General features: G+C 70.9%; 8 protein-coding genes. 5 read left to right on the top strand and 3 right to left on the bottom strand.

The genetic code is table 11. From position 1 onward, the window contains the following. Nucleotides 1-150: 150 nt before the first annotated feature. Together ACH4SP_RS41580 and ACH4SP_RS41575 are read right to left on the bottom strand one after the other, a co-directional pair. Entirely contained in the window at nt 151-876 is a 726-nt protein-coding gene (locus ACH4SP_RS41580) for a methyltransferase domain-containing protein (protein ID WP_398423554.1), read from the bottom strand. A gap of 95 nt (nt 877-971) precedes the next feature. Further along, entirely contained in the window at nt 972-1,712 is a 741-nt protein-coding gene (locus ACH4SP_RS41575; protein ID WP_398423552.1) for a TetR/AcrR family transcriptional regulator, read from the bottom strand. Nucleotides 1,713-1,834: 122 nt separating this feature from the next. Here ACH4SP_RS41575 and ACH4SP_RS41570 point away from each other — a divergent pair, with 122 nt between their 5' ends. The 5 genes from ACH4SP_RS41570 (at nt 1,835) to ACH4SP_RS41550 (ending at nt 8,412) form a co-directional block, all read left to right on the top strand. After that, nucleotides 1,835-2,797, top strand: coding sequence for an ABC transporter permease (locus ACH4SP_RS41570; protein ID WP_398423550.1), 963 nt, complete (start codon nt 1,835-1,837; stop codon nt 2,795-2,797). After that, nucleotides 2,790-3,581: an ABC transporter ATP-binding protein gene (locus tag ACH4SP_RS41565; RefSeq protein ID WP_398423548.1), complete on the top strand. Its 792-nt coding sequence runs from the start codon at nt 2,790-2,792 to the stop codon at nt 3,579-3,581. The genes ACH4SP_RS41570 and ACH4SP_RS41565 overlap by 8 nt, the downstream gene beginning before the upstream one ends. 199 nt (nt 3,582-3,780) lie before the next feature. Next, nucleotides 3,781-5,094: a glycosyltransferase 87 family protein gene (locus ACH4SP_RS41560; RefSeq protein ID WP_398423546.1), complete on the top strand. Its 1,314-nt coding sequence runs from the start codon at nt 3,781-3,783 to the stop codon at nt 5,092-5,094. 43 nt (nt 5,095-5,137) lie between these two features. Further along, the gene (locus ACH4SP_RS41555) at nt 5,138-6,301 is read left to right on the top strand and encodes a serine/threonine-protein kinase (RefSeq protein WP_398423544.1); all 1,164 of its coding nucleotides are present in this window, start codon (nt 5,138-5,140) and stop codon (nt 6,299-6,301) included. A 200-nt stretch (nt 6,302-6,501) separates the two neighbouring features. Then, nucleotides 6,502-8,412, top strand: a complete 1,911-nt coding sequence (locus ACH4SP_RS41550; protein WP_398423728.1) for a serine/threonine-protein kinase — start codon at nt 6,502-6,504, stop codon at nt 8,410-8,412. A 97-nt stretch (nt 8,413-8,509) separates the two neighbouring features. Here ACH4SP_RS41550 and ACH4SP_RS41545 read toward each other — a convergent pair whose 3' ends face one another. Further along, nucleotides 8,510-13,444 carry an NAD-glutamate dehydrogenase gene (locus tag ACH4SP_RS41545; protein WP_398423542.1) on the bottom strand — a complete coding sequence of 1,645 codons (4,935 nt, stop codon included), beginning with the start codon at nt 13,442-13,444 and terminating at the stop codon, nt 8,510-8,512. Nucleotides 13,445-13,691: the final 247 nt, after the last annotated feature.

The following is a 13,691-nucleotide window of genomic DNA, read 5'->3' as shown; positions in this document are numbered from 1 at the left end:
CGTGGGCGCGGGCAGCGTCATGGGCGCGTGGGTGCCGTGGGCGCGGGCGGCGCCTTGGGCACGGGCGGCGGACCAGGGCTGCTCGGAGTGTGCCTGGTCCGCTGCCACCGTGCGCGGCTGCTGCTGTGCCCTGCGTCTGCGCCCTGTGCCCTACTTCGACGCTTCGGCCGGGGCCGGAACCTGCTTGGGCCTGCCCGCCAGTTCGCGTCCGGCGATCGCACCCGGCACCGGGATGCCTTCGACGCCGCCGATGTGGTTCGCCCAGCGGATCGTCACCTCGCGCACGATCGCGCGCGAGATGCGGTACGGCAGGTGGGGTGCGCGGCGCGGCTTGCGGAAGACGCCGACCGAGTCGCCCCAGTAGGCGTGCTTGGCGTCGATGGCCTGGTAGTCGTGCCGGATGCCCTTCGACGGCGGGAAGTCGGTGAACGCCTCGCGCAGTTCGAGACCGCAGTACGCGGCCATCGCCCGGAAGCCGTCCGGGTAGTAGCGCCAGCAGTCCTGTGCGTCGTGCGCGTTGCCGCGCGACGGCGCGGTGATGAAGGCGTGCCCGCCGGGACGCAGTACGCGGCCGATCTCCATGATCGAGGCCCAGAAGAACGGAATGTGCTCGAAGGCCTGGCCCGAGAGGACGATGTCGGCGCTGCGCGACTTGAGCGGAATGCGGTACGGGTCGGTCATGACCCGGTTCACGTTCGGCCCGTCGAGGACGTCGACACCGACGTAGTCGATCTTGTGGTCGGCCAGCAGGGCACGATGGGTCAGGCTCTGACCAGGTGAAATGCGCGAACCGAGGTCGACAACGCGGTGTCGCTTCGATACGGGCATGTACTCCTTCACGCAGAGTGCCATCTGGTCGTAAGCGGACTGGTGCATGGTTTCTCTCCCTGTGACGTCAGCCCAAGGAGGATCCCTCAACGGGGCTTGTTCTTCACCCCTGTTGTCAACATTGTGCCGAAGGCGGCATCCGTTCAGGTGACGAGCGCGGCGACGGCGGCGTCCGCGAGGCCGTCCAGATAGGCGGCGTGCCCGGCGGGCGGCTCGGTGCGGACGACGACCAGTCGCCAGTAGAGCGGTCCCACGATGAGGTCCAGAGCCCGGTCCACGTCGGCCCCCTCGGGCAGTTCGCCACGTGCAACGGCGTCCCGGACGACTCCGGCCGCGACTCCGTGCTGGGGGTCGAGCAGGGCGGCCCTGATGGCCTGGGCGATCTCCGGGTTGCGCACGGATTCGACGAGCAGGTCAGGGATGACCTGTGAGGCGACAGGGTGACGCAGCGCGTGCGAGGCGACTTCGAGGAGGGCGCGCACGTCCCCGCGGAGCGAGCCGGTGGCGGGCGCGGGGAGCCCCTCCGCGGCGAAGGCCTGCACCAGGTCGAGGACGAGGTGCAGCTTGGAGCGCCAGCGCCGGTAGACGGCGGTCTTGCCGACTCCCGCACGGCGGGCGATGCCTTCGATGGACATCCGTGCGTAGCCGACCGCGGCCAGCTCGGCGAAGACGGCGGCGCGGATGGCGTCGGTGACGTCCTCCCGCAGCACCGCCGCACCGGCGGGCGCCCTCTTTGAGGCGGCGGAGGACAGGGGGTCCGCCTGGTCGCCCGTCGTTTCCGCCCGGTCGCCCGTCGTTTCCGCCCGGTCGCCCGTCGTTCCGGCCCGGCCGCCCGTCCGGCCGCTCGTCCGCCCGTTCGTCCGGCCGCTCTGGTCGCTCGTCATGGCCCGCATCCTAGCGTCACGACGGAACGGTTGCGTTTCGACGTCGGTTCGACCTACTGTCAACGCCACGACGATACGGGTCCGTCCCGACGTCATCTCAGGTCTCGGCGAAAGCAGCCCGCATGAGTCGTCCAGCAGCCCTCCCGTCCGGCCAGGCCGTATCCCTTCCACCCGGTCAGGCCGTACCCCTTCCAACCGGCCCGGCACCGACCCTCCCACCCGATCTCGGCGCATACGCCGCCCGGCACGGCCTCACCGTGAGCGGCGCCCGCGCCCCGCTGCCCGAGTACGCCCGCCTGCTGTGGTCCCGCCGCCACTTCGTCGCGGCCTTCGCCACCGCCCGGCTGACCTCGCAGTACAGCCAGGCACGGCTCGGCCAGCTCTGGCAGGTGCTGACCCCGCTGCTCAACGCGGCCGTGTACTACTTCGTCTTCGGCGAGCTGATGCACACCAAGGACGGCGTCGCCGACTTCGTCCCGTACCTGGTCACCGGGGTCTTCGTGTGGTCGTTCACGCAGAACACCCTGACGGCGGGCACCCGGGCGATCAGCGGCAACCTCGGCCTGGTGCGCGCCCTGCACTTCCCACGCGCCGCGCTGCCCGTCTCGTACGCCCTGCTCCAGCTGCAGCAGCTGCTGATCTCGCTCGGGGTGCTGGCCGCGATCCTCGTCTGCTGCGGTCAACTCCCGCAGCCGTCCTGGCTGCTGGCGATCCCCGCGCTGGCGCTCCAGGCGGTCTTCAGCACCGGCCTGTCGCTCGTACTGGCCAGGCTGGCGGCCCGGACCCCGGACCTGGCGCAACTGCTGCCGTTCCTGCTGCGTACGTGGATGTACGCGTCCGGGGTGATGTGGAGCATGGCCAACCTGCTCAAGGACGACAGCATCCCGGCGGGTGTGCGTCTGCTCCTGGAGTGCAACCCGGCGGCCGTCTACATCTCTTTGATGCGGTACGCGCTGATCGACAGTTACGGCGCGGCCGGACTCCCGCCGCACGTCTGGGCGCTGGCAGCCGGCTGGGCGCTCGTCGCAGGTGCGGGCGGCTTCGTGTACTTCTGGCTGGCGGAGGAGCGGTACGGACGTGGCTGAGCACATCGATCCCGTGAGCGGGACCCCCACGGTCGTCGTGGACGGCCTGCACGTCGTCTACCGGGTGCACACCGCGGGCACCGGACGCGGCAGCGCCGTCTCCGCGTTCCGCCGGCTCGTCTCCCGCGCACCGTCTCCGTCCGTGCGCGAGGTGCACGCCGTGAAGGGCGTCAGTTTCGTCGCGCACAGGGGCGAGGCGATCGGCCTGATCGGCTCCAACGGATCCGGCAAATCGACGCTCCTCAAAGCGGTGGCCGGGCTCCTCCCCGCCGACCGGGGCCGGGTGTTCACCCAGGGGCAGCCCTCACTGCTCGGCGTGAACGCCGCGCTGCTGAACGATCTGACGGGCGAACGGAACGTCGTGCTCGGCGGCCTCGCCATGGGCATGACGCGCGCACAGGTCAGGGAGCGCTACGACTCGATCGTCGACTTCTCCGGCATCAACGAGAAGGGCGACTTCGTGTCGCTGCCCATGCGGACGTACTCCTCGGGCATGGCGGCCCGGCTCAAGTTCGCCATCGCCGCGGCCAAGTCCCACGAGGTGCTGATGATCGACGAGGCGCTGTCGACGGGAGACGCCCGGTTCCAGCACCGCAGCCGGCAGCGGATCGACGAGCTGCGCGAGGAGGCCGGCACGGTCTTCCTCGTCAGCCACAACAACCGGACGATCACCGACACCTGTGACCGGGCGCTGTGGCTGGAATCGGGCACGCTTCGGATGGACGGGCCCGCGCGGGAGGTGGTCGCCGCCTACGAGGAGTCGACCGGAGGAAAGGCCCCGTGAGGCGGCCGAGGAAGGACCCGGTGAGCCGGGCGAGAAAGGGCCCGGTGAGCCGGATGACGAAGGACCCGGTGAGCCAGCGAGGAGGGGCCCGATGGGCGGGCGGGAAAGGCCTGGCGATCCAGGTACGGAAGGGCCCGGCGGGCCGGCTCCCGGGGCCGCCGGACCGCAAACCGGACGTGGACGTTTTAAGATCCCGGCGATGACGCCCCAGCAGCTCGCCTCCAGCACCCCGGCCGCTCCCCCGGCCCCCGCCGCCCCTCCCCGGCCCTCCCCCGTCCCGCTCGCCGCCGCCTGGTGCGTCACCCGCCTCCTCCAGGTCGCCCTGGTCGCCGGTCTGTTCGGCCAAGTCGGGGACGAGATCAACGGCGAGGTCCACCGCATCTACCACGGCTGGTACGAGCAGCTGATCACCGGCGCCTTCCCGCTCGACGACGTCATGTGGCAGTACCCGCCCGGCGCCGCCCTGGTGATCCTGTCCCCCGCCCTGCTGCCGGGGCTCAGCTACTTCCAGGCGTTCGTCGCCCTCACCCTCCTCGTCGACGCCGTCGTCACCGTCGCGCTGGCCAGGTCCGGCGACCGCACCCCCGTCGGCACGGAGACCACCGGCGCCGCGCGTGCGCGTACGCGCGCGTGGCTGCGGCACACCCCACTGTCCGGCGCCTGGGTGTGGGTCGCGGGGCTGCCGCTGCTGCTGCACGTCCCCCTGGTCCGGTACGACGTCCAGGTCACGGCCCTGGCCGCCCTCTCGCTGCTCGCCCTGCGCCGCCGGCCGTGGCTGGGCGGCGCGCTCGCCGCGGCCGGTGCGCTGGTGAAGGTGTGGCCGGCGCTGGCGCTCCTCGGCACGCCCAGGGGACGTACCACCAGAGCGGCCTGGGGGTCGGCCGTGGCGTCGGCGGCCGTGCTTCTCGGCGTCCTGGCGCTGGCCTTCTCGCACACCTTCGACTTCCTCCGCCAGCAGGGCAACCGTGGCGTGCAGATCGAGTCCATGGGCGGCACCCTGCTCTCCCTCGCACGGCTGGCCGGACTGCCGAGCACCGGGGCCTACCGCGTCGAATACCGGTACGGCGCCATGGAGTTCATGGGCCCTTACGTCTCAACGGTCGCGCACGCCTCTTTGATGCTGACCGCGGTCGCGTTCGTCTGGCTGCTGGTCTGGAGGGTGAAGGCGCGGAGCTGGACTCCGGCGACGGCGTGCGACGCAGCCCTGTGCGCCGTACTGCTCTTCGTCGTCACGAGCCGTGTCATCAGCCCGCAGTACATGATCTGGCTGATCGGCCTGTCCGCGGTCTGCCTCACCGCACGCAGTACGGTTCAACGTCCGGTCGTCGCACTGCTGTTGGCAGCGGCTGCCGTCAGCACCCTCGCCTATCCCCTCGCGTACGGGCAGGTCACCTCGGGCAGCGCCTACGGGTGCCTGCTCATGGTCGTGCGCAACGGGCTCCTGCTGGCCGCCGCCCTGTTGTCGTGCCGCCGCCTCTGGGTCTCCTCCATGGCCCCTCCCGCAGCACGGTAGGCTCCCCTCGCGCCGACCACGGGGGCACCAGGGGGAGTTGGGCATGCGCGACGGGGAAAGCAGCACGGACAGCGGCCGGAGCGCCGGCAGAGGCAACGGCAACGGCAACGGCAGAGCCGGACAGAGCACCGGCAGCACCGCGCTGGTGCCGCTGCGGGCGGACGATCCGCGCGAGCTTGCCGGTTACGTGCTGGAGGCACGCATCGGCGAGGGCGGCATGGGCACCGTCTACCTGACCCGCACCCGCGGCAACCAGCCCGTCGCCCTCAAGCTGATCCGCCGGGAGTACGCGGACAGTGCGCAGTTCCGGCAGCGCTTCGCCCGCGAGGTCGAGGTCTCCCGGCAGGTGCACGGCTACCACATCGTCCCGGTCGTCGACCACGACAGCGGCAACTCCCCGGGCAGCGGCGGCGGTACGCCCCCGTGGCTGGCCACCCGTTTCGTGCCGGGCATCGCCCTGGACGACGCCCTCGACGCGCACGGCCCGCTGCCCGTCCCGGCCGTCCTGCAGCTGTTGTGCTGCACCGCCCGCGCCCTCGACGCGATCCACACCGCCGGAGTCATCCACCGCGACGTGAAGCCGGGCAACCTGCTGCTCGCGTCCGACGGGCCCTGGATGCTCGACTTCGGCATCGCGCGTGCCGCGGGCGCCGTCACCCTCACCACCGTGGGGCGTCTCGTCGGCACTCCGAAATTCATGTCCCCCGAGCACGCCCTGGGACGGCGGCTGACGCCCGCCGCCGACGTGTTCGCGCTCGGCCTGATCGGTGTGCTCGCCGCCACGGGCCACCATCCGTACGGGCGCGGCAACGGCCTCGCGGTCGCCGCCCGCATCGCCGGTACCGACCGCGAGCCGCCGGACCTGAGCGGCTGCCCCGAGCCGCTGCGCACTGTCCTGGGGCGCTGCCTCGCCGCCCTGCCCGACGACCGCCCGTCCGCCGCGGAGGTGGCCGAAATGTGCCGTGCGGCCGTCGGACGCGACGTACGGGACTTCTCGGGGTGGCTTCCCGAGCCCGTGGCTGCCGCTGTACGGGCCCGGGAGGCGGCCGTACGTCCCGACAGTCGCACGGCCCTCTCCGAGGCGCCCACGGTGACCGCTCCCGCTCCGCACGCACCCCCGCCGCCCGTGCTCGCGCCGACGGTGCCGATGACCGTGCAGGACCCCCGGGCGGACGAGTGGTCCCGCCGGGTCCGCCGTACGACCTGACCCGCTCCACGCCCCGACCCGCTCCGCCGGTCGATCCGCTCCACCGGTCGACCCGCTCCACTGATCGACCCGCCGAAAGACCCCGCCGATCGACCTCGTCGGCCGGTCCCGTCGATCGACCCCGCCGATCGACGCCACGCGCGTACCGACCGCGTGGCACCACCCCTACCGTCCCCACCCTTCGACCCGGGAGGCTCCCCATCAGCAACTCCGTCGGCGACATCCTCAGTCCGCTCGGCCCGGAGGACCCGCGCGAGACCGCCGGTTACCACCTCCACGCCCGCATCGGCGAGGGCGGCATGGGCACCGTCTACCTCTCGCACACCCGCGGCAACCAGCCCGTCGCGCTCAAGGTCATCCGCCGTGAGTACGGCCAGAACCCGGACTTCCGGCGCCGATTCGAGCAGGAGGTGCAGGCCGCCCGCCGGGTGCAGGGCTACCACATCGTGCCGGTGGTCGACCACGACACCAGCGGTACGCAGCCGTGGCTGGCCAGCGCTTTCGTGCCCGGGCTCGCCCTGCACGAGGTGCTCGGGCACTTCGGCCCGCTGCCCGAGGCGGCCGTCTTCCAGCTGGTCGGCTGCGCGGCGCTCGCGCTGTCCTCGATCCACGCCGCCGGGGTCGTGCACCGCGACCTCAAACCGAGCAACATCCTGATCGGCTCTGCCGGTCCTTTCGTCATCGACTTCGGCATCGCGCGTGCCGCCGACGCCACCCAGCTCACCGCGAGCGGCGGCCTCATCGGCACCCCGCAGTACATGTCGCCCGAGCACGCGCTGGGCGAGCAGGTCGGCCCGGCGAGCGACGTCTTCTCGCTCGGCCTCATCGCGGCCGTCGCCGCCACCGGACGGCACCCCTTCGGCGACGGCGGCGCGATCACCGTGGCCGCGCAGATCGCCAACGCGGGTCACCGGCCGCCGGACCTCTCCGGCTACCCGGACTCCCTGCGCCCGCTCCTGGAGCGCTGCCTGACGGCGGACGCGGCGGACCGCATCACGCCGGGCGAACTGATGGCCCTGTGCGAGCAGTCGGCGGGGCGCCCCTTGAGGGAGTTCACCGGGTGGCTGCCCGAGCCGGTCGCCGAGGAGATCGTACGGAGGGAACAGACGGCCCAGTACGCGGCCCAGCAGGCGCAGACCGCACAGGCCGCCCGTGCCACGCAGGCACCCCCGCAGCCTCCGGTGCCGCAGCAGCCCCCGGCCCCCCAGGGGCCGCCCACGCAGGGCCCGCTCACCCTGAACCCGCCCACCCAGAACCCGATCACTCAGGGAGTGCCCCAGCAGGCGCCCCCGACGGGCCAGTTCGGGGCGCCCACGCATCCGCCGACGTACCAGCACACCCCGACCGCTCAGGGGGCCCACATCGGCCAGGGCACCCCGACGTTCAACCTGGGAGCGCCCCAGCCGCCCGCCCCTGACGCCCCGGTCACCCAGGCGCCCGCCGCGAAGAAGCGCGGCAAGGCGAAGGCGATCCTGGTCGCCGTCGCCCTGGTGGTCGCGGTCGGCGCGGGCGCGGGGGCCGCCGTGTACTTCCTCGGCAACAAGGACAAGGGCGGCACCGAGGCGAACGGCAAGCCGGCCGGCCGGTCCACCCCCACCGCAGCCACCCCCACGCAGCAGCCCTCCACCCCGGCCGCCGAGGAACCCACGTCGGACACGAGCGGCACACCCGTTCCCGCGCCGCCGGAGACCGCGACGTACACGGAGGTCTTCAAGAGCAAGCCGCTGACGATCCGCACGCCGAACAGCCTCTCCACCACCTATGTGGACCTCGACCTCCCCAAGACCGTCGCCGAGGGAGACATGACCTCCGACGTCCGCGACCTGACGGTCCGCGACACGGAGTGGGACTTCGAGGCCACGATGGGCAAGAGTGCGGGCATCACTCCCCAGGAATGCCGCACCGGGGCGGAGACCAACGCCCTGCCGGACTCGATCGGCCCCCGGAGCTTCGGGGAGCGCGGCACCGTCCCCAAGGGGACCCGGCTGTGCATGGTCACCCAGGACGGCAACCTCGCCATGTACGAGATCACGCAGATCACCGCCGCCTCCAGCGCGTCCGACGTGCCGACCGTCGTGGGCAACCTGACGCTCTGGAAGATCAGCCAGTAGCGCGGCCTCGCCGCCTCATAGAGGAGGGCCCCACCGCTGTTGCGGTGGGGCCCTCCTCTATGAGGCCTGCGCGATCGGACTGCGATCAGCCTGCGGTTCAGACCCTGTTGCGCAGCAGCGTCCGCATCGTCCGCATCGCGACCGACAGGTTCGCCAGGTCGAAGTCGTCCGAGCCCTGGATCTCCTCCAGCGTGGTGCGCGCACGTCCCAGCAGGGCCGCGTTCTTCTCCTCCCACGCCTTGTAGCGCTGCTCCGGCGTGGAGCCGCCGTTCCCGGTGGACAGGACGTCCTGGGTCAGGCCGGCATGAGCGGCGTACAGGTCCTCGCGGATGGAGGCTCGGGCCATGGACTGCCAGCGGTCGGCGCGCGGCAGCTCGATGATGCGGTCCATCAGCTGCGTGATGCCGAGCCGGTCACCGAGGTCGTAGTACACCTCGGCGACGTCCATCGGGTCCTTCTGGATGCGGTCCGCGATGGCGACCACGTCGAGGATCGGGAAGGCCGACGAGAAGCCCGCCACGCGCAGTGCCAGGGACTCCGGCACGCCCGCCGCGGTGAGCTCCTCCAGGATGCCCTGGTACCACTCCAGGTCGGCACCGCGCAGCAGCCTGGGCAGGTCGGCCCAGACCTGCGCCACGCCCGCACTGAAGAACTCGATGGTCTCGCCGATCTCCAGCGGCTGCGGGCGGTTGCCGAGCAGCCAGCGGGTGCCGCGTTCGACCAGGCGCCGCGAGTGCAGCCTGATCTGCGTCTGGACGTCGGCCGGGACCTTGTTGTCGAGGGCCTCGACGGCGTTCCAGACGTCGCTGAGACCGAAGATCGCGCGGGCCGCGAACTGTGCCCGTACGACTTCCTCGATGGAGGCGCCGGTCTCCTCGCGCAGCCGGTGCAGGAAGGTCGAACCACCGGTGTTGACGGTGTCGTTGACCAGCACCGTCGTGATGATCTCGCGGCGCAGCGCGTGCGCGTCGATCTGCTCGGCGAACTTCTCGCGCAGTGCGTGCGGGAAGTACTCGTGCAGCAGCACCCGCAGGTGCGGGTCGTCCGGCAGACCGGTGGAGATCAGCTCGTCGGCGACGGTGATCTTCGTGTACGCGAGGAGGACGGCCAGCTCGGGCTGCGAGAGGCCCTTTCCGTTGTTCAGCAGTTCCCTGATCTGACGGTCGTTGGGCAGGAACTCCAGGGCCCTGTTCAGGTGGCCGTCCCGCGTCAGGCGACGCATGAAGCGCTGGTGGGCGTGGAGCAGCGAGGGCGACTGCGCGACCGCGTTCGACAGGGCGGTGTTCTGCGCGTAGTTGTTGCGCAGCACCAGGGTGCCGACCTCGTCGGTCATGGTCGCGAGCAGCTTGTTGCGCTGCTTGACGGTCATGTCCCCGTCCGTGACGAGGGCGTTGAGCAGGATCTTGATGTTCACCTCGTGGTCGGAGGTGTCCACACCGGCGCTGTTGTCGATGGCGTCGGTGTTGATCCGGCCCCCGGCCCGCGCGAACTCGATGCGTCCCAGCTGCGTCGCACCCAGGTTGCCGCCCTCGCCGACGACCTTGACCCGCAGGTCCTCGCCGTTGACGCGGATCGCGTCGTTCGCCTTGTCGCCGACGTCCGAGTTGGACTCGACGGACGACTTCACGTACGTACCGATGCCGCCGTTCCACAGCAGGTCCACCGGCGCCTTGAGGATGGCCTGCATCAGGTCTGCGGGGGTCATCTTGGAGACGCCCACTTGCAGTCCGAGCGCCTCGCGCATCGCGGCGTTGACCGGGATGGACTTGGCGCTGCGCGGGTGGATGCCGCCGCCCTGCGACAGCAGTTCCTTGTTGTAGTCGGCCCAGGAGCTGCGGGGCAGCTCAAAGAGGCGGCGGCGCTCGGCGTACGAGAGGGCCGCGTCCGGGTTCGGGTCGATGAAGATGTGCCGGTGGTCGAAGGCCGCGACGAGCCGGATGTGCTCGGAGAGCAGCATGCCGTTGCCGAAGACGTCGCCGGACATGTCGCCGACGCCGACGACGGTGAAGTCCTCGGTCTGGCTGTCGTGTCCGAGCTCCCGGAAGTGCCGCTTCACGGACTCCCACGCGCCCCGGGCGGTGATGCCCATGCCCTTGTGGTCGTAGCCGACGGAGCCGCCGGAAGCGAAGGCGTCACCGAGCCAGAAGTCGTACGCGACGGCGATCTCGTTGGCGATGTCGGAGAACGTCGCGGTGCCCTTGTCGGCGGCGACCACGAGGTACGTGTCGTCCTCGTCGTGCCGTACGACGTCCCTGGGGGGTACGACCTCGCCCGCCACCATGTTGTCGGTGATGTCGAGCAGCGCCGAGATGAACGTCTTGTACGAGGCGATGCCCTCGGCCAGCCACGCGTCGCGGTCGACCGACGGGTCCGGGAGGTTCTTCGCGACGAAGCCGCCCTTGGCTCCGACCGGCACGATGACGGTGTTCTTCACCATCTGCGCCTTGACCAGGCCGAGCACCTCGGTACGGAAGTCCTCGCGCCGGTCGGACCAGCGCAGACCGCCGCGCGCGACCTTGCCGAAGCGCAGGTGCACACCTTCGACGCGGGGCGAGTACACCCAGATCTCGTACGCCGGGCGGGGCGCGGGGAGGTCCGGGATCGCCTGCGGGTCGAACTTCATCGAGACGTAGGAGTGCGGCTTTCCGTCCTGTGCCTGCTGGAAGAAGCTGGTCCGCAGCGTCGCCTTGATGACGGTGAGGAACGACCGCAGGATGCGGTCCTCGTCGAGCGAGGCGACCTGGTCGAGCGCCCCGTCGAGCTCTTCGAGCAGCCCGTCGGTGAGCTCCGTGCCCGCATTCTGGCGGCCGGGCGACATCCGCGCCTCAAAGAGGGAGACCAGCAGCCGGGTGGTGTGGACGTTGTTGCGGAGGGTGTCCTCCATGTAGTCCTGGCTGAAGGTGGAGCCGGCCTGCCGCAGGTACTTCGCGTACGCGCGCAGCACCACGGCCTGCCGCCAGCTCAACCCGGCGCGCAGGACGAGGGAGTTGAAGCCGTCGTTCTCGGCCGCACCCGTCCAGACGGCCGCGAAGGCGTCCTGGAAGCGCTCACGGGCGTCGTCGGCGAGGTAGTCGCCACCGATCAGGTGCTGCGGCAGCCGCAGCCCGAAGTCGTAGATCCACGCGTGCGAACGGTCCGCGCAGCGCAGCTCGTACGGCCGCTCGTCGACGACCTCGACGCCGAGCCGCTGGAGGACCGGGAGCACGGCCGACAGGGAGACCTGCTCGCCGGTCCGGTAGATCTTGAAGCGGCGCTCGCCCGGTCCGGCGCCCACCGGCTCATAGAGGCTGAGGGCGAAGTCCTTCTCGCCCTCGCCGAGCTGCTCCAGGTGAAGCAGGTCGGCGACGGCGGAGCGCGGCGAGTGGTCGGCCTTGTAGCCCTCGGGGAAGGCGTGACCGTAGCGGCGCAGCAGTTCGGCGGCGCGCTCCTCGCCCAGTTCGGCGTTGAGGGCCTCGGCGAAGCCGTCGGCCCAGGAACGGGCGGCCTCGGCGAGGCGGGCCTCGATCCGCTCGACGTCGGCGTCGGTGAGGACGGTCAGCTCCGTACCGGTTTCGACGCGTACGACGAAGTGCAGGCGGGAGAGGATCGACTCGGTGTTCCACGCGGTGAAGTCGACGCTGGTGCCGCCGAGCTCCTCTTTGAGGATGTCGATGAGCCGCAGCCGTACACCGGTGGTGTAGCGGTCGCGGGGCAGGTAGACGATCGCCGAGTAGTAGCGCCCGTACTCGTCCTGGCGCAGGTACAGCCGCAGCCGGCGGCGCTCCTGGAGGTACAGCACGGACGTGACGACGGAGCGCAGCTGGTCGACGGGCGTCTGGAAGAGCTCGTCGCGCGGGTACGTCTCCAGGATCTGCAGCAGGTCGCGGCCGTCGTGGCTGTTGGCCGTGAAGCCCGCGCCTTCGAGGACTTCGGCGACCTTGCGCCGGATGACGGGCACGCGGCGTACGGACTCGGTGTACGCGGCGGAGGAGAACAGGCCGAGGAAGCGGCGCTCGCCGACCACGTTGCCCTCGGCGTCGAACTTCTTCACACCGACGTAGTCGAGGTACGAGGGGCGGTGCACGGTCGCGCGGCTGTTGGCCTTCGTCAGGACCAGGAGCTTGTGCTCACGGGCCTTCGCACGGGCGTCGGCGGGCAGTCGGCTGAACGAGGGCGAGACGGGGTGCGTCTCGTCGTCCTCGTGGTGCTGGGGGTCGGAGCGCAGGACGCCGAGGCCGGTGCCCGGCACGGCTCCGAGGGAGTCGTCGCCGGTCAGCTCGTACTCGCGGTAGCCGAGGAAGGTGAAGTGGTCGGCGGCCAGCCAGCGCAGCAGCTCGCGGGCCTCGTCGATCTCCTGGTCCGGGAGGTCGGCGGCCTTCGGCTCGTTCGGCAGCTCGTCGGCGATGCGCAGCGCGGAGTCGCGCATCTTCTCCCAGTCCTCGACGGCCTCACGGACGTCGGACAGGACGCGCAGCAGGTCAGCGGTGATCTGCTTGAGGTCGGCACGGTCGGTCTCGCGGTCCATCTCGACGTGGATCCACGACTCGACGGTCGCGTCGTGCGGCAGCTCGCCGGTGATCTGCTTGGAGAGCACCTCGATGAGCTTGCCGGTCACGTCACGGCGCACCAGTACCTGCGGGTGGATCACGACGTGGATGCCGCGGCCCTGCCGGGACAGTTCGTTCGTTACCGAATCAACGAGGAAGGGCATGTCGTCGGTCACTACCTCGACGACGGAGTGACTGCACGTCCACCCGTTCTCCTCCACCGTCGGCGTGTGCACCCGTACGTTCGCCGTACCCTGCGGGCGGTTGGCCGCGAGGCGGTAGTGCGAAAGTGCCGCACCGAAGACGTCGACCGGATCGCGGTCTCCGATGTCCTCCGGGGCCGTGTGCAGGTAGTAGCGCTGGAGGTACGCGAGTAGGGCGTCCTGGTCGGGCGCCCCTTCACTCTCGGACCCAGTCGGAGTTAGTCCCCCCGCCGGGCTGTTCTCAGCTACCCGGGCGGCCCGTGCGAGCAGCTCGGCCTTGGCTTCGTCCAGCTTGGTCTGCATGTCCTCTGGCTCCTGTCGCGCGCCGTTGCGTGACGTAGGTGAAGAAGGAGACACAACGCCACGACGCGGGGTTTCCGGTCGATGTCGACGTTATGCCGCGATGAGAGTTACCGGTGACACCCATGACGATTTTCGGCATATTTGGCGTCGCGTCCGGGTTCGGAAAACCAGCGAGGGCCCGGGCACGGTAGTGCGCCGGGCGAAGGCCGGGGGCTGCACCGCCCCCGAGGCGTATCGCGCTGATCAC

Source organism: Streptomyces sp. NPDC021093 (assembly GCF_044333135.1).
GTDB lineage: Bacteria > Actinomycetota > Actinomycetes > Streptomycetales > Streptomycetaceae > Streptomyces.
The sequence above is the reverse complement of the archived record's forward strand: the minus strand, read 5'-3'. Positions and strand labels throughout refer to the sequence as shown.